Origin of the sequence: Enterococcus alishanensis (genome assembly GCF_019218635.1) — a bacterium.
Lineage (GTDB): Bacteria > Bacillota > Bacilli > Lactobacillales > Enterococcaceae > Enterococcus_A > Enterococcus_A alishanensis.
The window spans coordinates 14,579-35,725 of the sequence record NZ_JAHUZB010000011.1; the positions used below are offsets into that span (position 1 = coordinate 14,579).

General features: G+C 34.3%; 20 protein-coding genes and 2 pseudogenes. 8 read left to right on the forward strand and 14 right to left on the reverse strand.

Annotation, left to right across the window (positions count from 1 at the left end; genetic code table 11):
• The first annotated feature begins 61 nt into the window (after positions 1-61).
• Together KUA55_RS17080 and KUA55_RS17085 are read left to right on the forward strand one after the other, a co-directional pair.
• Entirely contained in the window at positions 62-1,990 is a 1,929-nt protein-coding gene (locus tag KUA55_RS17080; RefSeq protein WP_218327591.1) for a beta-glucoside-specific PTS transporter subunit IIABC, read from the forward strand.
• A complete protein-coding gene (locus KUA55_RS17085; protein WP_218327592.1) occupies positions 1,987-2,970 on the forward strand; it encodes an ADP-ribosylglycohydrolase family protein in 984 nt (327 codons plus the stop codon). Before KUA55_RS17080 ends, KUA55_RS17085 begins: the two co-directional genes overlap by 4 nt.
• Before the next feature lie 42 nt (positions 2,971-3,012).
• Here the strand turns inward: KUA55_RS17085 and KUA55_RS17090 are convergent.
• From KUA55_RS17090 to KUA55_RS17125, 8 genes and pseudogenes are all read right to left on the reverse strand, one after another.
• Positions 3,013-3,547: pseudogene (locus KUA55_RS17090) on the reverse strand (recombinase family protein).
• A gap of 212 nt (positions 3,548-3,759) precedes the next feature.
• Positions 3,760-3,981, reverse strand: coding sequence for a transposase (locus tag KUA55_RS17095; protein ID WP_218327593.1), 222 nt, complete (start codon positions 3,979-3,981; stop codon positions 3,760-3,762).
• A 183-nt stretch (positions 3,982-4,164) separates the two neighbouring features.
• Complete coding sequence (locus KUA55_RS17100; protein WP_218327594.1) at positions 4,165-6,708, reverse strand: DUF6287 domain-containing protein; 2,544 nt, start codon at positions 6,706-6,708, stop codon at positions 4,165-4,167.
• A 253-nt stretch (positions 6,709-6,961) separates the two neighbouring features.
• Positions 6,962-7,120: a hypothetical protein gene (locus tag KUA55_RS18435; protein WP_246601588.1), complete on the reverse strand. Its 159-nt coding sequence runs from the start codon at positions 7,118-7,120 to the stop codon at positions 6,962-6,964.
• 18 nt (positions 7,121-7,138) lie between these two features.
• Positions 7,139-7,678, reverse strand: coding sequence for a hypothetical protein (locus KUA55_RS17110; RefSeq protein WP_218327595.1), 540 nt, complete (start codon positions 7,676-7,678; stop codon positions 7,139-7,141).
• A complete protein-coding gene (locus KUA55_RS17115) occupies positions 7,675-8,625 on the reverse strand; it encodes a toprim domain-containing protein (protein ID WP_218327596.1) in 951 nt (316 codons plus the stop codon). Before KUA55_RS17115 ends, KUA55_RS17110 begins: the two co-directional genes overlap by 4 nt.
• A 441-nt stretch (positions 8,626-9,066) precedes the next feature.
• Complete coding sequence (locus tag KUA55_RS17120) at positions 9,067-9,273, reverse strand: hypothetical protein (protein ID WP_218327597.1); 207 nt, start codon at positions 9,271-9,273, stop codon at positions 9,067-9,069.
• 13 nt (positions 9,274-9,286) lie between these two features.
• Entirely contained in the window at positions 9,287-9,781 is a 495-nt protein-coding gene (locus KUA55_RS17125) for a molecular chaperone DnaJ (RefSeq protein WP_218327598.1), read from the reverse strand.
• Positions 9,782-10,391: 610 nt separating this feature from the next.
• Here KUA55_RS17125 and KUA55_RS17130 point away from each other — a divergent pair.
• Complete coding sequence (locus KUA55_RS17130; protein WP_246601589.1) at positions 10,392-10,535, forward strand: putative holin-like toxin; 144 nt, start codon at positions 10,392-10,394, stop codon at positions 10,533-10,535.
• Between the two features lie 461 nt (positions 10,536-10,996).
• Here the strand turns inward: KUA55_RS17130 and KUA55_RS17135 are convergent, their stop codons facing one another.
• Positions 10,997-11,380 carry a single-stranded DNA-binding protein gene (locus tag KUA55_RS17135; RefSeq protein WP_218327600.1) on the reverse strand — a complete coding sequence of 128 codons (384 nt, stop codon included), beginning with the start codon at positions 11,378-11,380 and terminating at the stop codon, positions 10,997-10,999.
• Between the two features lie 136 nt (positions 11,381-11,516).
• Between KUA55_RS17135 and KUA55_RS17140 the strand changes: the two genes are divergently transcribed.
• Both KUA55_RS17140 and KUA55_RS17145 read left to right on the forward strand, forming a co-directional pair.
• Positions 11,517-11,708 (forward strand): hypothetical protein, encoded by a 192-nt coding sequence (locus tag KUA55_RS17140; protein WP_218327601.1) that lies wholly within the window; start codon positions 11,517-11,519, stop codon positions 11,706-11,708.
• Between the two features lie 16 nt (positions 11,709-11,724).
• Positions 11,725-11,940 (forward strand): hypothetical protein, encoded by a 216-nt coding sequence (locus tag KUA55_RS17145; RefSeq protein ID WP_218327602.1) that lies wholly within the window; start codon positions 11,725-11,727, stop codon positions 11,938-11,940.
• Between the two features lie 28 nt (positions 11,941-11,968).
• Here the strand turns inward: KUA55_RS17145 and KUA55_RS17150 are convergent, their stop codons facing one another.
• The 5 genes and pseudogenes from KUA55_RS17150 to KUA55_RS17165 all read right to left on the reverse strand — a co-directional run bounded on the left by KUA55_RS17150 (position 11,969) and on the right by KUA55_RS17165 (position 17,393).
• A complete protein-coding gene (locus KUA55_RS17150; protein WP_218327603.1) occupies positions 11,969-13,441 on the reverse strand; it encodes a type IA DNA topoisomerase in 1,473 nt (490 codons plus the stop codon).
• A complete protein-coding gene (gene istB, locus KUA55_RS17155) occupies positions 13,429-14,160 on the reverse strand; it encodes an IS21-like element helper ATPase IstB (RefSeq protein WP_218327604.1) in 732 nt (243 codons plus the stop codon). The genes KUA55_RS17150 and istB overlap by 13 nt, the downstream gene beginning before the upstream one ends.
• The gene (gene istA / locus KUA55_RS17160; RefSeq protein WP_218327605.1) at positions 14,157-15,611 is read right to left on the reverse strand and encodes an IS21 family transposase; all 1,455 of its coding nucleotides are present in this window, start codon (positions 15,609-15,611) and stop codon (positions 14,157-14,159) included. Before istA ends, istB begins: the two co-directional genes overlap by 4 nt.
• A gap of 124 nt (positions 15,612-15,735) precedes the next feature.
• Positions 15,736-15,870: pseudogene (locus KUA55_RS18440) on the reverse strand (transposase); the annotation flags it as partial.
• Between the two features lie 86 nt (positions 15,871-15,956).
• Entirely contained in the window at positions 15,957-17,393 is a 1,437-nt protein-coding gene (locus KUA55_RS17165; protein WP_218327606.1) for an AcpB/EbpR/MafR family transcriptional regulator, read from the reverse strand.
• Between the two features lie 313 nt (positions 17,394-17,706).
• Between KUA55_RS17165 and KUA55_RS17170 the strand changes: the two genes are divergently transcribed.
• The 3 genes from KUA55_RS17170 (at position 17,707) to KUA55_RS17180 (ending at position 21,130) form a co-directional block, all read left to right on the forward strand.
• Positions 17,707-18,648 (forward strand): L-lactate dehydrogenase, encoded by a 942-nt coding sequence (locus tag KUA55_RS17170; protein ID WP_218327607.1) that lies wholly within the window; start codon positions 17,707-17,709, stop codon positions 18,646-18,648.
• A 337-nt stretch (positions 18,649-18,985) separates the two neighbouring features.
• Positions 18,986-19,909, forward strand: a complete 924-nt coding sequence (locus tag KUA55_RS17175; RefSeq protein ID WP_246601590.1) for a YitT family protein — start codon at positions 18,986-18,988, stop codon at positions 19,907-19,909.
• Between the two features lie 15 nt (positions 19,910-19,924).
• A complete protein-coding gene (locus KUA55_RS17180; protein ID WP_218327608.1) occupies positions 19,925-21,130 on the forward strand; it encodes a hypothetical protein in 1,206 nt (401 codons plus the stop codon).
• Positions 21,131-21,147: the final 17 nt, after the last annotated feature.

Here is a 21,147-nt window from a genome sequence, read left to right on the forward strand (position 1 = left end):
AGAGAAGATAATTCTCTTGTTTGGGTGTTGCCTTTTTTATTTAAAAAAAGGAGGAAAAAGCATGAACAATTATCAGACACTCGTTTCTTTTATCTTAAAAAATATTGGAGGGAAAAACAACGTATTGAGTGTTACGCATTGTATGACAAGACTCCGATTTACACTTAAAGATGATTCACTAGTCCGGAAAGAAGAAATCACAAAATCACCAGATGTAATGAGTGCACAGTTTGCTAGCGGACGATTTCAAGTAGTAATCGGTACGCATGTAGCAGATGTATTCCAAGTACTTCAAGAACAACTGGGTGGAAAAAAAAGTGAATTAAAAGAAGACAAAAAAGGACTAGTCAGTTCATTAATAGATACTATTACGAAGGTTATTACACCAGTTTTAGGAATCTTGACCGCTTCTGGTCTGTTACAAGGTATATTAGCATTATTGACTGCAATGAATTTATTATCAGTAAATGATGGCGGGTATATCATTTTGCATGCGATGGGACAAGCAGTATTTTATTTTTTACCTGTTACTCTGGGTTATACTAGTGCAAAAGCTTTTAAAATGAATCCATTTGTGGGAATGATGTTAGGTGCAACTTTATTGATTCCCGAGTTAATGACAGGACTAACTAGTGGAAAAGTTTTGTTTACTCTTTTTAACGGAACCATATTTCAAACACCAATCTTTAATACTTTTTTTGGTATCCCGATTCTATTTCCAACAAACGGATATCAATATAGTGTTATTCCAATCATCTTTATAGTTTATGTAGCTTCAAAAATAGAGAAATGGTTAAAAAAAGTAATTCCAACTGTTATTGCACACAATGTAAACTCTTTTCTAACGATTTTAATTACCGTTCCACTAGCGATTTTAGTTATTGGTCCAATCACAAATGTTCTTAGTTCTTTAATCAGTGCCGGCGTGTCGGGCTTATATGGTATTTCACCAGTGATTACATCGTTAGTTGTCGCATTATTATATCAACCACTAGTAATTTTCGGATTGCATTGGCCTATTTCAGCAATCGGAATAACCAACTTAGCACAATCTGGAGTAGATTATATTTTTCCGATGTCTTTCACAGCCAATTTTGCTCAGACAGCTGTTGTTTTTGCAGTATTTTTAAGGACACGTTCAAAAGATCAAAAAGCGTTGGCAATTCCTGCCATGGTTTCAGGGTTATTTTGTATTATTGAACCGGCTATTTATGGCTTCAGTTTACCTGTGAAAAAACGATTTGCCTTTTCTATGATAGGAGGAGCTGTTGGGTCACTAATATTAGCATTAACTTCTACCAAAATGTATGCTATGTCCTTTGGAATATTAGGATTCGCAGCTTTCATCAATCCTAAAAGTAATAGTATGAATGGAGTACTCATAGCTGTTATTGCTTCAATCGCAACAGCATTAGTAGCTTTTATTTTGACATATATGACATTCAAAAAAGATGATGATGTTCAGTATGCAGAAGAAAATAATTTAATAAATGTAGAAAATGTAACAGCGCCAATAGAAGGTGAAATTAAACCAATAGAAAGTGCAAGTGATCCTGGATTTGCATCAAAATCTTTAGGTAATGGTTTTGTAATCATTCCCCAAAAAGGCATTGTAGTATCACCTGTTAGCGGTAAGGTAGAAGCTGTATTTCCGAGTGGACATGCTGTGGGAATAATAAGTGATACAGGAATAGAACTACTAATTCACATTGGAATTGATACTGTGAACTTAGAAGGACAAGGATTTAAAGTTTTAGTTGAGAAAAATCAAGAAGTAACCCAGGGAGAGAAAATTATAGAATTCGATATACAAAAAATTATTGATGCTGGATACTCAATTGAATCTTTTGTAACTGTTACGAATTCTGATAAATTTTTAGATGTTATTTGTCAACAGGAGGGGTATGTTCACATAAATGATAATGTAATGACTGTCATTCCTTTTAATAATCAGTCAGAAGAAATAAAATTAGTGGAGGTAAGTAAATGAATAAAAAAATTTGGGGAGTATTAGCCGGAGGGGCTTTAGGAGATGCAATGGGAATGCCTACAGAGTGCTGGTCCCTAGAAAAAATAAATAGGGAATATCCTTCTGGCGTAAATGAACTGATGGATTCTAATGGAGAAGATATGTTTGGACGTAAGCTAGTGGCTGGTTCAGTCACCGATGATACTTTAAATGTGTTAATGATATTATCTATGATAAAAAAAAATGATGGTAGGATTTGTGTAGATGACTACATTTCAGAATTACGACATTGGACAGAGAATTCACCAATTTCAGCTTTTGTTTCGGGACCGTCAACACTAAATGCTTTAGATAAAATAAGTAAAGGCATCCCTATAGAAAAAACAGGAGTTTCAGGTACAACCAATGGAGCTTCCATGAAAATTGCTCCCATAGGACTAATTAGTGACTATCACGATTTATCAACACTAGTAAAAAATGTTGCAGAGATTTGCTTACCCACTCATAATACAAAAATTGCTATTGCAGGAGCGAGTTCCGTAGCAGCTGCTATTAGCTATACAGTACGAGGTGGATCTTCCATTGAAGAAATATGGAAAATTGCATTTGAAGCAATACATGTTGCTAAAGACTATGGATATGATTTTCCAAGTGCTTCTTTACTTTTTAGAATGAATCAGGCCAGAAAGATTTTAAGAGAAGAAAGTGAGGAACGAATTATTTTAAGACGTTTATACGAAGAAATTGGAACAGGTATGGAGACAATTGAAACTATTCCGAGTGCTTTTTCTATTGTTGATCTTGCTAAAGGTGATCCTTTAAAAGCAGCTCATCTAAGTGCTTCAATTGGTTGGGACACTGATACTATTGGGGCAATCAGCGCTGCAATATGTGGAGGAATGAATCCCGAAATTCCAGAGGAAATTATTAAACAAATTGAGAAAGTGAACAATTTAAGTTTCATTCAATTAACGTCTGAAATCGCACCTTTTGTTAATTAAATTTTTTTCACATAAAAAGACTTTTAAATTTCGATTATCGTTTTAGTTTCTGTATACATTATATTTTTTCAAATATCTTTTAAATGTACTTATTGGAATCCTTGTATGCTTATCTATTTCTTTTAAGGTATATTTTTTCGATTTATATAAGTCAAATCCATATTTTAGAAGTAGATCATCTTCAGTGTAATTTTGTTTTCTACCTTGGTATAATCCTTTTGCTTTTGTAATCTCAATACCTTGTTGTTGTCGCTCACGAATACGTGCTTTTTCTGACTTAGCTTGATACTTATATAGTTCAAGAATTAAGTTGTTAATGAGGCGTCGAAGATTCTCTTCTTCAATTCCAGTCGTGAAAGGTAAGTTCAGAACTTCGAGAGTTGCCCCCCTTTTGCTGAATTTCATTCATGACGTCAGTTAGGTCTTTATTATTTCTACCTAATCGATCTAACTCAGTTACAACTACAATATCACCTTATCGAATATAATTTAACATTTCTTTTAATTGCGGACTATCTGTAGATTGTCCGCTTAATTTGTCAAAAAAAATTTTTGATACATTTTTTAGTGCTTCAATTTGTCTATCTAAATTTTGATCTTTACTACTGACTCTGGCATATCAATTTTTGTCATAAAATCCCTCAAATTCATTATTCTAATGGCAGACTCTAATGAAACTTTTCTATTATTGAATTATGGCACAAATAAAAAAGCTCACAAGGGTGTACCTAAATGAGCTTTCCGATATACCAATTATTAATGCTACATGTGGTATGGTAAGATTAACTTTTATCTTAAATAGCATTCCAGTATTGTTGAACTTTTATCAAGTTCCCGCTGTCGTTGTTCTAAATCTGCTTGTTTGTCTGTACGATTAGTTTCATAGACATTTATCCATTTTTTGATGAGCCCTTGACTCAAGTTAAATTCTTTGGTGACGCTTGCTTTTGTTCGGCCTTCTTTAACCACTAAGTTAACACAATGTTGTTTAAATGATGCTTCATATTTCATTGGAATACTCACCTCGACTAAATTTTAGGTAGTTTTCTATTCCTGTGTCAACTTTTAGTATACCGGCTCAAATCAAGTAGTACATTACCTATTTAAAATCAATAAAAACTGACTTTCTCTTTATATGTTGAAAGTCAGTTTTTTTATAAATATAGTTAATCTTTTGAATACGATCGTACATAATTATTGAGTAAATGACCAGGTGATGGTGTGTCCATTTACATCTGTTGTCCAATTACTGAACGAAATAACACCATTTTCTACAGAGTATGGAATAGTTTCATTATCAATAGTAATAGTATTATTAGTTAATGTATAAGATGTATCGTAATCAGGTCGATACGTTCCTGCTAGTTCAATGTGTACAGTGGAGTCGTCTACAAAAGTAATTAATTTAGTTCCATCATGTACTAAGTTTTGAGGAGCATTGTTTTCATTCATGGCTTGGTTGACATCTTGGCCATCATATAATAAAGGTCCAAGTATAAACCTTTTACCAATTAGTTGTTCATAGGCCAATGTTATATTATCTGGTTCAATTTTATAATACGCAGTATCTGGAATTCCACCATCTTCTTTTGGTGCAAACAAAAGTGCTCCTCCATTATTACCCATAATAATTCTATCAGATGTATTGTCTGTCCCATCCTTTACTCCCGATGGACTAGATCCTTTTGTTGCAATCATGATACTCATACCATTTGGCAATGGTCTAGGATTGAACGATAAGTAGACTAGATTCTGTTGATCAACAGGATTAACCAATGAAAATTGGGTAACACCTCCTAGACCGCTTCCAGACATAGTGACATATCCATTATTAAAAATTAATTGATATCCGTGAGAATTTTCCCACGTTCCATTTAATGAAGAATAATTTTTAGATAAAATTGCTGCTCTATCTATCTCTGTAGTGTTATCAGAAGGTGGTAAATCATATGTTGATTCCAATACTTTCAAATCCCATTCCCCTTTATAGAGTGTAAACTCTCCATTAAAATTAGACCCTAAATTTTTTAATATTGGAAATGAGTATTTTAAGTCTGCATATGCACCTATATTTGATTTTACTTGTATTTGAGAGGCATTAACAGTTGCTGAAGATGTACATTTAGCTCCTGTACCTACTGATAATTTTAGTCCTTCGATTTGGGTTAACACTGCCAATGATACGGATCCTTCTAACCCTGACTTAACAGTAACTTCTCCTTTGACATCAACATTCATGTCCGTATTTTTACTGTAGTCTTGCTTAATATTACCTTTATCGTAACCTACGTCCATTGTAATAGTGCTAGTAACTCCCATTTGAACACTCACTTTTCCTTCAACTGAAATCACAAGGTCAATAGGAACATTGGCAGTTATCCCAGGAATACCAGTAGGAATATAAATTGTCCCTATATTTTTTTTTATAGTTTCTTTTTTTCCTGTTAATGAAATATCTCCTTCAAAACTCATAGAAAGTTCGGGTTGTGCTTTAATTACTGCATTGTTGATATTAAAAGGATCAATATTAACTTCAGCACTCATTTTTCCATTAATATTTAATGAACCATCAACATTGATGCCGTTTGAATCAAATTGTATAGCTGCGGAAACACCTGTGGATGCAGTTGCGCGCCTTTGATTTGTATCGTTCACAGCTACACCTGTGGCCGGGACAAAATTGGCCTGAGTAACTGGCGAATCTGTTACTTCTCCTTGAATAGAAGTGACTACGGATCCCAACTCTGCTTGCTGTACTTTTGCAATGGTTCTTCCGTTTATCTTTTCTACAGAAGTAACTTGAAGACCCAGCCCACCTTCAAAACCATCTTGTGCTTCTAGATATAAAATATCACCCGCATTGATTTCTATGTTTTCAAAAAAAGTAATACTAGAATAGTCACTTGATATGTCGTAATTAGTTCTATTTGTATCTATTGCAATGGTTGATGGTTGTATTTGCATAGACCCATTTGAGTTTGAAATATTTTTCCCATTTACTATTTTTCCATATTTATTTTTTGTTTCAAATTTATTTAAATCTTTAGGTGTGACTGTAACTTCAAAATTTTCCCCATTTAATGTATATGTATCTCCTAAAATTAAATGAGTAAAAAAGTATCCTTCATCATCTGTTGTAACAGTTGTTACCTGATTATCACTGTTCTTTATTTTGATGTCAGTGTTTTTTAAGATATTATTGTTCTTATCATAAACAAAGCCAGTAAAAGCAATCTTCTTATCTATATCAGAAGGATCTACTCCATACCAAGAAATTCCTTCATCCTTCCAACCATAATTTATAAGATTTTTTTGTTCTCCAGAATCTACAGTATAGTTGTGACTACCTGCATTTGCATTTGGATTGTATGCTCTGTATAACGGTATCGATTTTTTTATATCAGAATACCAGCCAACGCCTTCATACTTCCAGCCATTGTTTTCTAAATATGTTTTCTCTTTACTGTCCTTTGTATAATGATGATCACCAGCATTCCCATTATATAAACGGTAAACAGATTCACCAGAAATTGGGGCGTACCAACCAACACCTTCATACTTCCAGCCTGCTTTTTGGATATTGTCTCTCTCGTTTTCATTAGCAGTATAGAAATGTTCCCCACTACTCGGATTATACAAGCGATACATTTCATTCGTTGCAGCTTCAGCATGTGAACTCAATATTAGTAGAGAAAACAACCCTGTTAAGAACATAAGCACCCTAACGATATTTTTCATTTTTAATCTCTCCTCCTACCTTAATAATAAAAATCTTCTAAAAATTAACATTTAATATGGATCTAGTAATATTAGTCTATACTAATTTAGTATGCACGGGTACCTTTTTTCATTTTTGTTCTTCTTTAGATGTTAATTGTTATTTTTTTTATTGCCTAATTCAACAAGCATGTTGTCTGTAATTGCCCTTGGAACATAACCTTGCTTATCGAAGAGTATTTGATCCAGCTGCGGTCGATACTTTCTAATTAGTTTAACATTTCTCAGTAAGTCTTCGTTGCTCTTTGCGTAATACCTTTAGTGCAATTGTTAATTCGCTGGTATTCATAACCTCCAGTTCTTCTAAATCAATATACTGATAGAAAGAAGGGTCTTTAGTTACCTTTAATTCTCTTGTTTTAATTTTACTCATTTTTTTCCTCCTGATTACTTATTTAACCTTTTTATATGCCTTTCGCTCTTTTCTAAAATCGTCTATCCATATTTGAGCTAGTTCTGTTAGTCTTTCTTGATAAATATAGTAGTCTGTAAAATAAAAATCACCAATAACTGAATAATGACCGTTTTTAGTTAATGCTAAGAAATTGGGTCTTTGAATACTACCATCTGCCGATTGTTCCATATCCACTTCCCACAAAATAGGATCATTTTTACTACTTTTATATAATGCTATTGTGACTAACTTAGGAATAAATTCTTTTTCAGGGCGATACGATACTATCTGTAGGAGGAAATCTAATAACTCTTTATCTGTCAGATTTGTACCGCCTACAAAGCGAAGGACTTTTGACTTCATATGCGTTTTTTCTTTTACTAACTCAAAGTCTAGTAATCCCTGTTGCTTTTTAGATACAAAGTTTAATTTGGTGTTCTCTTTACGACACGAAATATAGCTGCATACACCATTAATGATAATTGTATATTCGTAATCTTCTTTTAAATTTGATAACTCATTTAGTAAAGTTCTCATTTCTTCGTCCTTTCTCTAATCAAAAATTCGTTCCAATCTTTTTCACTTGGTGGTAATTTTGACTCAAATTCTATTTCATTGAAATTGATTTTTTTTAGTTCTTCCATTGCTTTTTTTCCTGCCGTATCATTATCAAAACAGATATTTAGTGTCTGACAATTATTTTTCAGGTCCATCTTTTCTATACCATACTTTAGAAAGTTAAATATTTTCTGCAAAGCTACACCATTAATGGAAATTAACCAAAAATTCTCTTGTTCTTCCAGGTCATTTTTGAAAAGGGTGTAGTAACTTAATAGATCAATTTCACTTTCAAAAAAATACAAATTTTTAGGTAATCCCTCCAGGTAATTAAATCCCCATAAGCTATCTTTTTCTGTAGTAGGTGCGACGTACTTAAAATAATCTTTTTTTGTATGGTATTTGTCTTTTTCTTCCTGCGTTAACTTAACTGTTCCTTGTTTACTGAAGCCGACAATTTGAGAGCCACAGTACCATTTAAAAATGATCTCTTTTCCTTCATTTTGAGTAATCAATCCTAAATGAAAAAATTTTCTAATGACACTATTTGCTATTTTTCTACTGGCTACTAAGTAACGCTGCGCTTCCAATGGAACAAAAGTTTCTTTGACCTGGTAATTAAAATATTTAGGATAAACTTTCTTTGCTACTTTCTTCAATTCTTTACCTTCTATATCGTGAGCAACTTTATTTAAACTCTCTTGCAATGTTAATCCATACATGATTTGTAGGTATTGAACTACGCCACCACTAGCATTTTTTTCTCCAGATCGGCTATTCCAAATAAAGTAATTTTTTCTCACATTAATTTTCAAGCTATCGTGGTCTTTATGTTGATAGTAATTGTGCCCAACGTTTATTAAAGGCTCTCCTATGGAGAGTAAGTAGTCTGCCACAGGAATATTATAAAAATCAATTTTTTCCATTCTCAACACCTCAAAATCTTTCTGAACCATCTTAAAGATACAATCATTTGACTATCTTAAACTTTGCAGAATTAGCTTTGTTTTATCATCTATTACACATCTTTATTTCTATCCTTCTTAAAATATAAAAGGTGTTCCTAGTGTTAGAACAGTCCAAAAATAAAGTAAGGATACTAGAATCAATCCAATAATCAACAAGTATTTATTTATCTTTATTATAAGGCTAATCGCAAACCATGAGAACAACGTAATACTTAATAAACATATTCTGGTTAAGTAAGGTAGTTGATGGATTTTTTCTTTCATGTTTTGATGGATTGTTACTTGTCTTTTTATCTCCATTTTTTTTGGCTCCTTCTTTTTTTTGTACTGTACACTGATCAGAGGATAGGCTGAGGAGTATTCCTCAACCTTGATTCCCTTCTGCTCTGAATATCTTTACTATTCAAATAAATAGTCAATTACCTGGAGTATCGAACAATATTCACCGCCGTATTTGATATAAATTCTTGTTTCATAAACTGGCTGCCAATTGCCAGTTTCTGTGGCCGTCATAATTAAATTAAACTCCTTTTTTGTCATGTGTACTTTTGGTCTATGAAAAGCTAGCAATTCTTCTTTAACCATTTGATACTTCGGAATACTCATAATTTTTGTCCCCCTATGCTTCTTTTAGTTGTTTTTGCGAATAATTTTTAACCGTTTGGCTACCATACATGTCCCGTATTTTATTCATGTCATAATCTTTTTTGCCATGTCGCTTATAACCTTTAGGGGACAAATACCATGCTTTCTTTTTGTTTCCCCATTTAAGACCTAACGCTTTTAATTCTTCTTTATAGGGTTTTGTTTCACCAGTGACCCATAAGAAAGAGCCAATCACTTCAATAAGGACATTTTGCATTTTCAGATTCAACAACTGCGAAATAATTTCTCGCCATTCTTCGGGGGTTTCAGTGGTTTCTTTTTCATAAAATTCATTGTCTTTATTTTTATGAATATGTTTTAATTTTTCAAAAAGTGAATCGTACTCATTATTGATAATTTTCATCACTTCTTCATCTCCGCCACAATCGGGGTGATGCTTCAAAGCCAACTTTTTATAAACCTGTTTTAATTCTTCCAACGTTTCAACTTCTTTGATATAAGTCGTCATGCCAATTCCTTCTTTCTTTATGATTTTTTTGAAACCCATTTCGTTTGCACGATTCCGGAGGCGGGAAGGTTTTGATTTTAAATTTCAATTTTTCTGAACTTAAAATTTGTGCATCTGAATTTTATTTGTATGGGTCATTTCGTATTGCTTGTCATCCTCGGCGTGACTTCGTTAAACACTAAAATGTTCTGAAATAAAAGGGAGTGCTGTAGTAAAAAAATTGTGGGTTTCAATTTATTTACGCCCCTTTTATTTCAGGTTATTTTCGTGTAGAAGTTGGCTTCGCCGTGGGTGATAAGCGTTTTTTACGAAATGATCTATACAATTTCAGATCAAAAGTGAAGGAAAATCGGGTTGAAATTTAGGTCTTGACCTTGAACTAACTTTTGACTTTATCTTTTGAACTAAGGTTTTGTTAAACCACTACATAAAATGTTTCTGACGTAGCGGCGGTGGCGGTTGGAGCGAAGGAAGAAATTCGTATTTTATATAAAAAAAACCAGTCAAAAGCCTTAATCAATAAGGTTCTAACTGGTTTTATATGGTATAATATTCATGACAGTAAAGTTTAATGACGGTGGTTTATCCAATCGAAAGTGAGGTGGTGCATATGAATGTATCCACTCAATCTAAAGAAAGGAGAAACCTTTTGCCTATTTCAGATAGTTTGCAACTAATGATTGCTTTTGGTGGCTTTACGCTTACCTTAATCACAACCATTATTGCGATTCTGAATTATAAAGACAAAAAATAGCCGTTAACTTTAGCAGTCGGCTATTTTTTAAGCTACTATGCCACCGTCTTTAACGGTGCTGTCTAAAGAGGTGTTGTTTCCGCAACGCCTCTTTTCTATTTTATTATACCACATTTGATAGAAAAATCGAGTCATAATGTTTCTACTACTGGCTTTGCCAGTTTTTTTGTTGCCACCTAAACAGTGGTGGTGGTCGGCGTGTGGTGGCAACAAAAAAAAGCTTTTGACCTAATTTAATAAAGCGATTTTTAGCGTAGGCTAAAAATGACAACACATCAAGGTTGATTCCTAGAAAGTGAGGGACGAGCCTAGGAATTAAACAAGCTTTATGAGGCACGAATAATACAGCTTGTTTCCTTGTATTTGTCGGCAAGCATAAAAGTATTTGTTCTGAAGTGAGGACAGACGTCCGCAACGGAAAAAGACTTTTAAACCTTTTTTAAATAAAAAAGTCTAGTTTCCTAGACTTTTCCTTTTCTTCGCTCTTCTGTTCGTTCTTTACTTTCTTCATTTCTAAATTGTAGAATTCTCTTTGTTTCTAAATATTCCTTTTTCCCTTGTTCGTTTGTTTTCACATAACTGTCATGAAAGCCTACTAAACTGACAAGAGAGCCTTTTACGACATAATCAGCTAGTCTACTGGCAATCTTATTGTTTTGCGTATCAATAGCCGTGTAGTTGATAAAAACCGTTTCTTTAGTACCGTCACCCTTTTTCTTGAAGGGGTGATCTTGGGCTAAGGTAATAGATACAATGGCATTGCCTGTTTCTTGGGAAATGTTGATAAAGGGATTGTCTACTAATCTTCCTCTTGCTGTGAATTGATTATCTGAATTTAAAAACATGTCCATTCCTCTTTTCTTTGTTTACATATCTTAATTATACAATATTTTAGTAATTTTATAAAGCTTTTCTCCACTTTTTCAGCGAATTATTGTATACTTTAGTGAGCGAAAAAATAGAATCTTGAGGGGTTTATTTATGTATAAATGGCGGGATCAAAAAATCATTCATAATGAGAAGTTGCGAAAAAAAAATCAAAATCTGTCCATCACAGCTTTTGTTCTAAATGAGACCATAAAGAGGGCAGAAGAAAAAGAAGAATATGTAGGAGATTTTGTGGCGGATATATTGATTAAACACTTAAACATTCCTATTCCAGAAAATAAATAAAAAGGAGAGAGCTATTTTGACAGAGGAAATTAAGCGAAGAAAGAAAAGAGTATTGAATCCTGAGTTAAGAAATATTAATAAAGGAATGACTTTACCTATATTTGTTATTGAAGCGGTTCAAGAAAAGGCAGATAGTCAATTAATGTCTTTTTCAAAATATGTAGAGACAGTTTTAATCAAGGAACTTCATTTAGAAATACCTAAAAATGTGCCCCCTGAAAATGAAGAATAAAAAGAGCAGCTATATTGATAGCTGTTCTTTATTTTGCAAAATTCAAGAATGTAATGAAGCCCTTTTCGTTTAATTTTACCTGAGCATTATAGGTATCTTTGCTCTCTTTCTTTTTAATCTTATTGACCACAATTTCTTTTCCTTCTAGTAATTCTTTGATATTTTTCTTTGAAAGTTTCTTTCCTCTAAAATTATTTGCCATAGTAAACTTGCAGTTTGGATAGTTAGAACAACCATAAAAAGTTTTCTTCAGGATCATATTACCGCCACAGGTAGGGCAATTTCCTACTATACTTTTTTCTATTTCTCTCTTTTCAGCCTCTTTATAACTTTCTATAGGTAGCTTAGAGATATCTTCAGGAACTGCTTCTATTAGATGGGTAATGAATTTTTTAATATTATTCAAAAATACTTCTTGAGAGCCTTGAGATTGACCGATTTTTTTTAAATATACTTCCCATTTAGCAGTCATTTCCGCACTAGTTAATAATGCTTGATTACTAACTGCCTGGCATAACAGTCTTCCTTTTTCCGTAATCACTAATTGATTTTTTTGAGAAAGGATATATTCTCTTTTTTTCAACGTTTCAATGACGTCTGCCCTAGTAGCTTCAGTTCCGATTCCCTCAACCTCATTTAATGTGTTCTTTGTTACTTCGTCGTCAACTGTTTTGCCTGCTGTTTTCATGGCAATAATGATTGATCCTTCATTGTAGGGTTTAGGCGGTTGGGTTTCCTTCTCCTTCATTTCTAAATCCACTTGTACAGATTGGCCTTTTTGAACTTTAGGCAATAATACTTCATTTTCTTTTTCCTTCTTGTTTAAGCTAGTAAAAAGAATTTTCCAACCTTGTTCTAATGGGACTTGTCCTTTACTTTTTAACAATAGATTACCAACAGCTGTCTGAATCACTGTTTCTTCGTATTTATAATTAGGCAAAAACATTCCTACTGTTGTTTTAGCTACCAACAAATAAATATTCTTCTGATTTAGCGTAAGTTTGTCGAAAACTTCCTTCGTTGCAACGGTTTTCGTTAAAATAATGGCATGGTGTTCTTGTACTTTTGAGTCATTTACATAGCTCTTTCTAGGCTCCAATTGTGTGGGTTTCTCAGTTATTCCAAGAAAGTTTAAATAATTACTGATATTTTTTCTTAAATAAGTAAATTCATTGTGGGTGATATAAGGCGTATCTGTCCTTGGATAAGTTAGTAGTTTAGCTTCATACAGCGCCTGAACCGTTTTTAGTGTTTCTTTTGCACTCAGTTTGAATATTGTATTGGCTTTTTTCTGTAGGGAACTTAAAGAAAATAGAGACGGACTCTTTGTCTCTTTCTTTGTGATTTCTACAGCACTTATTGTACCTGCTTGTTTTCCTATACGCGCTTTATGTTCAACAAGATAAGCTTGTAAGTCCCTTTCGTCTTTAAAACTGTTAAACGCAACTGAAAAAGGGGCCACCGGATGATTCAAAAAGGGGCCAAAAATTAGTTTAGCCATTTCTTTGTATCTTCTACACGAAAAGATGGACCACTGAGATCCAATACATGGGCCCGATGGGCCAAACGGTCCACCATTGCTGCCGTAAGCATTGGATCTTTAAAGGTTTCTTCCCAACGATCAAAGGACAGGTTCGTCGTGATAATCATAGAACCGGCATTCGTCCGATTTGAGAGAAGATTAAACAGTATTTCGCTTCCTATTTGGTCAAATGAAACATAACCTAATTCGTCCAGAATCACCAAGTCGTATTTACCAAACCGACGCTTATAAAAATTTAGCTGATTCGCACTCATCGATTCTTTCAGTTCGATGACCAAGTTAGGGATATTTGTAAAGAGGACACTTTTTCCAGAGAGACAAGCTTCCATTCCGAGAACAGTTGCTAAGTGTGTTTTTCCAACCCCAGGATTGCCCATTAAAATCAGATTCTCTTTTTGATCAATAAATCGTAACGTTTTCAGTTCTTTGATCTGTTTCTTCATTTTTACTTCCAAATGGCTGTCCATGTAATCATCAAACGTCACTTTACTTGATAATTTTGATTGGCGAATCAGTGTTTGAATCCGATTATTTTGTCTCTGCTCGATCTCTAACATAAGCAGATGTGTAAGAAATTCCTCGAAGCTTTGATCCAGATCAATTGCTTGTTGAAGTAAAGTTGAATAGTTTTTCTTCAGATAAGGTAGTTTTAATTGTTTGGCATATGCTTCGATCATTTATTGGCCGCCTTTCTCACTTGATGGATCAAATTATATTCCTGCAGTTGGTTTCTCGCTTCGTTTACTGCTCGACTAGGTGGTGTTTTAGAGACCTTATGGTCTTTCAATGCTTCTTCTTCTAATTGAATGATCAATTGATCCAAAGAGATACTTAAATGTTTTTCAATAAATTGAAGAAACCTGCGCGGTGTCTTTTGATAATACTGAAGAAAACAGTGTCGCAGCTTGGGTGTCTTCTTCAAAACAAGTGAGTGTTCCAACGACTTAGGTTTCCGTAAAAAAGTCGTTAAATAATGGCGAATATCGATCGAGTACTGTTTGTCTCCCTTCTGAATAGGGTGTGTCACGATAATTTGACTGGATCCAACGATTTTTAGATCATTGAGATAACGTTTCACGATCACTTTCTGTCCAACCAGATAATCTGGAACTGAGTAATAGTTGCCATTCACATGGACAAAACTATACTTGTCTACTGTTTGTTTTGTGGTAATACCGTAGTCATAAAATCCTCGTAATGGCTGTAATTGATCCTGCTCCAAAGCGATCGTTGACTCAACGTTTAATTCAAGTAGGGCTTTGTCTAAATGTCTTTGGGCATGTCCGATTGATTCAAACTCATACTGTTTTGTGAACGCTTTTCGTCGTAAGACCTGGACACTCTTCTCTACATGACCTTTTTCATGGCCGCTGAAGGGATTGGTCACCACTGGCTCAAAACGATAGTAAAGGGCCATTTTCACTAACTCGTCATTGAGTTCCTTCTCGTGTCGGCCGACAAAACGTTTCACTACGTTTCGCATATTGTCATAAACTACAGTAGAATAAACGCCTTGAAGTTGTTCAAAGAAACAAATATGTGCATCCAAGAAAACCTGTTGGTTGGCAGATTCATAGAGCTTTCCCCAGCGATAACCAGAAGCCGGACAAGAAAATACTGCGAGTGTCAATGTTCTCTTTTGTTGGTTGATCAGGCATTTTACTTCGCCGAAATCAAACTCGGTTCGATACCCCAACGGATAAAGTTGCTTGATATAAGCTTCCTTTTTCGCCTGAAGTTTTTCTCGAATATACGGGCGTAGGGTACTCTGACCGATATCAAATCCTTCTGATATCAACATTTCGTGAATAGCCACCGTTGTAAATCGTTGTTTATGAGGGCCAAGTTGTTTCGCTTTTAATTGGTCAAATGCAAGTATTTCTTCGACCCGTTGGTCGATTTCAGGCGTATATTTTCTAGGCTGACGATTGTTTGTTTGATAAGTCGGTGGAGCTGTTAGTTGCTCCTTTTTTATCGGATTGGCAGGATCTTGTTCCAATACTCTTTGCGCTGCTTGATACTGTCGCCAATAACGACCAACAGTTTTTCGATTGAGGCCCAATTCTTTCGCAACAGAACGTTGAGAACGGCCACTTTCCAACAGACGAATGACTGTTAATTTATCCATAAAAGTTATCACTCCAAGACCTCCAATAAGTAAATTGATTCTTTACTTATTGTGAGTTAGTAGTGGTCCCTTTTTCAACCATCGTTACTATGAAAAGTGGCCCCTTTTTAAACTAGCATAAACAGTAGGCATTCACCCAAACTCTTATTTGTTTCTTATCCTTAACCGAATGTACCTTTGCTAAATAGTTATACCCACCTTTCCCGTCTAAGTATTCTTGAACTACCTTCAATTTGAATTCAAAACTATATTTAGCCAAAAAAAATACCGACCTCCAAGAGTTAGATTTTGGTCTAACTTTTGGGGGCGGCTCATGATATTAAAGCAACGGGGTGTTTTTTAACTTTAGATGTTAAAAAGCAGGTCTTGCAGTTCCTGCCATTCAGTATCTAAGGGAATATCAGATAAACGATAAATATCTGATGATGTAAGATGGAGCTGCGGTTCAAAATTGTATACGCACAAATCAATCTGCAGTGTACTTAGCAACTCATTTGTTAATGGTCGATTGAATAAAAAATGATATTCAACGTCATTTGGAATAACTTTTTTTGCTAGAGCCTTGTAATAACTTACAGAAGAGGAGTCTCCAGTTAACGCAAAGAGCACTTTTTTCTTATTATATTTTTTTACCTCATACAATAAGGTTAGTCTGGCGGCGACATCCTCAACCTGTGAAAAACATTCGTGATTTTTTAAAATATGACACCAAATGGAAAATGTATCAGAGTAATTATTTTTAGCCTTGCGTATCAAAATGCGAGAATATTTTTGAAACAGATCCGTACACTCCGTCAATATCGATAGATTTGTGAGGTAGGATTGAATAGCTGATTTTGCCTTATGGTTGAGTACTAAATTCTGCTTTGAGGCGATAAAAAAATTTGTAATAAGCAAATCCTGTTCAGTGAATTCTTGAATAAAGTCATTGGTTAAGTATGAGCTGTTTGATTCATAAATAATGGTATCGACTTGTGCAAAATAAGAAAACAAGATTTCTTGGTTCCGATTGTTTTCCCTAGGTACCTTTGAACGAAAATAAGTAGAGAAGGCTGTTTTAAAACGGCGGTAGCTATCTTTGTTTTCATATTTTTCCAGTATTGGAGCATCAAACTCAATAAAATGCTGGTTTTCTATTCGTTTTTCTATGATGAACATCCAAATTGTTGCTCTATAGTAGTCGAAATTTAAATTTAGATCGTAGTCTCTTTTCATTTTTTCTAAGACTTCTGTTATCTCATGATATTGATCATTATGGATGATGGGTGCACTACTTTCATGAATGGAGCGAAAATACTGGAAGAAAAAATATCGGATATTTACTTCGTCACCGACTAAGGAAAAGGTAGTGGTATCGAGGTCAAGCCTGAAATCTTTAAGAACGTTTCGGAAGGTTCTGATGTAATTTTTCATTGTTGATTCGGAAATGTATAAGTCCAAAGCGTAAGTAACCAAATCTTTCTTTTCTTCATAGAAAATGGATTCGATAATGTGAAATATTGGATTATCTGAAATTAGACTATCAATATAAGAGACAATATCACGGCTCGGGCCATATTTTTCAAGGGATAAAGTATGATTGAATTCTTCTAATAAGAGAGCGCTTGGCAAGTTATCGATTAGGTAAGCGACATCTTGTTGTATCGTTTTGAAAGAAACATCACAGAGATCGCTAAAAGTTTTTAATGACACCGGGCGATTGGCTTCAAGTAAGATTTGAAGGATTTTTATTTTTCTTTTTATAGATTTATCGACTAGCAAATCATAGGAGTAGGTATTCATTAGAAAAAGCCCCCTTATCAAAAAGTGGTGATACGGTTCCATTATAATACGAACGAAGCTTATAAATAAAATATTTGTCTTGATATTTATAAATTATTTTTTGCAGATGATTTATTTCTATTTAAAGCTTCTTTTTTTTATTCCTTCAGACAAATTATTTCCGATTTCTAGAATTAGTTTATTTGTGAAAAGCTTAGTTGTTCACTAAACTTACTATACAAGCTATCCTTGAAATTGCTTGATAATTGTAAAAATCATTAAGGAAAAGTTCGATAGTAGATTAATAAGATAGAGAGTCGAAAGGAGAATTATGATGAATAAAATTGTGGTAATTGGTAATGGAGATGTCGGTTCAAGCTTTACCTTTGCTCTAATGGCACAGGGTGTTGGGAATAATGTAGGTATTATTGATTTGGATTCTCAAAAGGTTGCCGGTGATGTGAAAGATCTTACGAATGGTTTGGCTTATGTTGGGCCTAAAAGAATTTATTCTGCAGAGTATTCGGATTGTTCTGATGCAGATTTAATTGTTATCACAGCTGGAGCGGCACAGAAGGAAAATGAAACTCGATTGGATTTGGTGAAGCGCAATGCACGAACTATTAAGTCAATTGTCCAATCAGTTATGGCGCATCATTTTAATGGAATATTTTTGATTGCTAGCAATCCAGTTGATGTTCTCACCCATTATGTAAAAAAACTAACAGGATTTCCCGCAAATAGAGTTATTGGCTCGGGAACCTCTTTGGATAGCGCTAGACTAAGAAGTGCCATTGGAGAAAAATTTCAAATAGATCCAAGAGACGTGAATATTTATATTTTAGGTGAACATGGAGACACTCAATTTCCTGTTTGGTCTCATGGAAATATTGGTGGTTTAAAGATCAGCGAATGGTTGAATCAACATTCTGAATTTTCCGACTCTGACTTAATAGAATTGTCGGAAAACGTTAAGAATGCAGCATATGAGATCATTCATTACAAGGGCTCTACTCATTATGGGATTGCCATTTCTTTGGCAAGGATTACAAAAGCGATTTTGCTGGATGAAAATTCTGTTCTTCCAGTCTCAGTACATTTGGAGGGTCAATATAATAGTAAGGATGTTTGTATTGGTTCTAATGCTGTTTTAAATAGATCAGGGATTCGAGAGATCATTGAAATACCGTTAGATAAAGATGAAATGGAAAAAATGCGGGTTTCTATTCAGACCTTGAAAGACATGCAGAAAGAAATACTTGAGAGTGATAGCTGATGTAATGGAATATTTTTGATCACTCTGCGGCAATAGAAAATATAAAAATGCAAAACCTCACTTAGAAAACAAGAGATATCTATGCTTTTTCAAGAAGTCCTTCCATTACGACTAATTTTTTCACAGCCGCATAGTTGTTTAAGCAGATGCTAATAGCCTAAGAGATAATCATTTCTCTTAGGCTATTTTTTTATTAAATGCGCCAATATTAAAAAAACAGTAACGCTTTCAAACAAATTTTTTCCAATTTTTAGAAATAGTTTGTTTGAGAGGGCGGTATTAATTTACTAAACTAGCATCATACTCATTAAGGAGTTATTACGAAAGGGGAAAGGGTATGAAAGAAAATACTACTTTAAGCTTAAAAGCAGGAGTGAAAAAAAGAAAATCCGTTGTCGATAGAAAAAATAAAAGCGATACGCTATTTTCTTTTCTAGTGCAACTACTTAAAATATCCGTGGCGGTATTACTATTAGCCATTAGTATTAATTTATTTTTAGGACCGCATGATATTGCCGCTGGAGGCGCCAGTGGGATTGGGATTTTAGCAGAATCAGCGTTAGGAATCGATCGTTCATGGGTCGTCCTATCATTGAATGTTGTCGTTTTAATTTTAGCTGCTTTATTTTTAGGAAAAAAGATTTTCTTCAATACGTTAATTGGGAGCTTGTTGTTTCCTTTAGCATTACGTATAGTACCGATCGGTATGCTAACTGAAGATCGTTTACTATCAGTTATTTTTGGAAGTATTGTTTTTGCAGTCGGAGTAGCTATTTTATATAAGATCCAAGCATCTAGTGGAGGAACAACAATTCCACCGCTGATTTTTGAAAAATATTTTGGTATGAATCCATCACTAGGACTATTGTTTACTGATATGGTGATCGTATTTATGAGTCTCTATGTTTTTGGTTTCGAAGAGTTTTTGTTCGCCATTTTATCTATTGGGATTACTTCAATCGTTATGAATTATATTGAAAATGGTTTGAAGAGAAGAAAGGCGATTATGATCATAAGTCAAGACTATACGAAAGAAATACGCGATCAATTAACAAATGAATTGGATAGAGGTATGACAGTATTCGACGCTAAAGGCGGAAAAAATGATTGTGATAGAGAAATGATCATGGTAGTGGTGACTGGACAGGAGTATCCTTTGGTTAGAAAAATCGTAGATGAGATTGATCCTAAAAGCTTTATGATCACTTATAATGTGGCAGAAGTTCATGGCTTGGGATTCACGTATCATCCGATTCAATAATAAGGAGGAAAAATAATGGAACCTATATTAGCTTTTACTATTGTAATGTTTATTTGGACGATTGGGGAGTTTGTATCAAACAAAAGCAAGGCTTTGATTTCGATGATGTTAATAGCTTCTTTGATCTTTTTGGTGGGTTTTGCAACAGATTTATTACCTCATGATCTGATTCAGGACTCAGGATTGTTAGGCTTAGGAAATGCTGTTATTGGGGTGATTATCGTTCATTTAGGAACAATGATGAGCTTTAAAGATTTGAAGCTGCAGTGGAAGACCTTTGTTGTAGGATCGTTAACAGTTGTTTTAATGACGGTGATTCTAATCTTTATCGGTGAATTGATCTTTGACAGAAATATTGCCGTAGCTGGCACCGCGTCGATAACCGGAGGGACACTATCGATTTTAATGGTGCAGGAAAAAGTGAATGAGATTCAGAATGCTGGCGGCGATCTAGGGATTTTATCTAGTTACTTATTAGCAGTTTTTCCGCTCTTGATACTAAACTTAAAAAATTTGGTTGGTTTCTTATTTACGGCGAATATTTTGAAAAAAGAAGCACTTCGCGTGAAGAAGCAATATCGTGATGGCGAGCTGATTTTTTTTGAACAGGAAGTAGCTGAAAATACTACGGAGGCTAAAGAAAGTATTTTACCAGATTTTTTACGGACACCTTATGGCACGTTGTTTTTACTGGGACTGACAATGTATGTTTCTCGATTTTTAAGTCAATTAACTAATGGGACAGTAAATGCTTTTGTGATTGCCTTACTATTGGGAATCATTTTGCGACACTTCAGAATTCTGAAGCCTAATGCATTATCATCTACCGACTCTTTTGGTTTGCTAATGATTTCCATCATGGTTATTGCGTTTGGTCCATTAGCAGATATTGTTCCGGCAGATCTATTGCATTTGATTGGTCCAATTGCTTTCTACTTAGCAGCAGGTTTGGGGATAATCTTTATAGCGTCATTCTTTATCGGTAAAAAGGTCGGTTACTCTGGTTCATTGTCGATTGCTGTAGGTATGACAACCTTGTTTGGATTTCCAGGAACAATGGTCTTAACCAAAGAAGCAGCTGCAGCTGTAGGGGAAACAGAAGAAGAAATCGCTGTAATTGAGCAAAATATTCTACCAATCATGATAACGGCAGGATTTTCTACAATAACGATAACTTCTGTCATTACCGGAGGGTTGATTGTTGGATTGATGCTGGGATAAGTGTTTATTGATAAAAG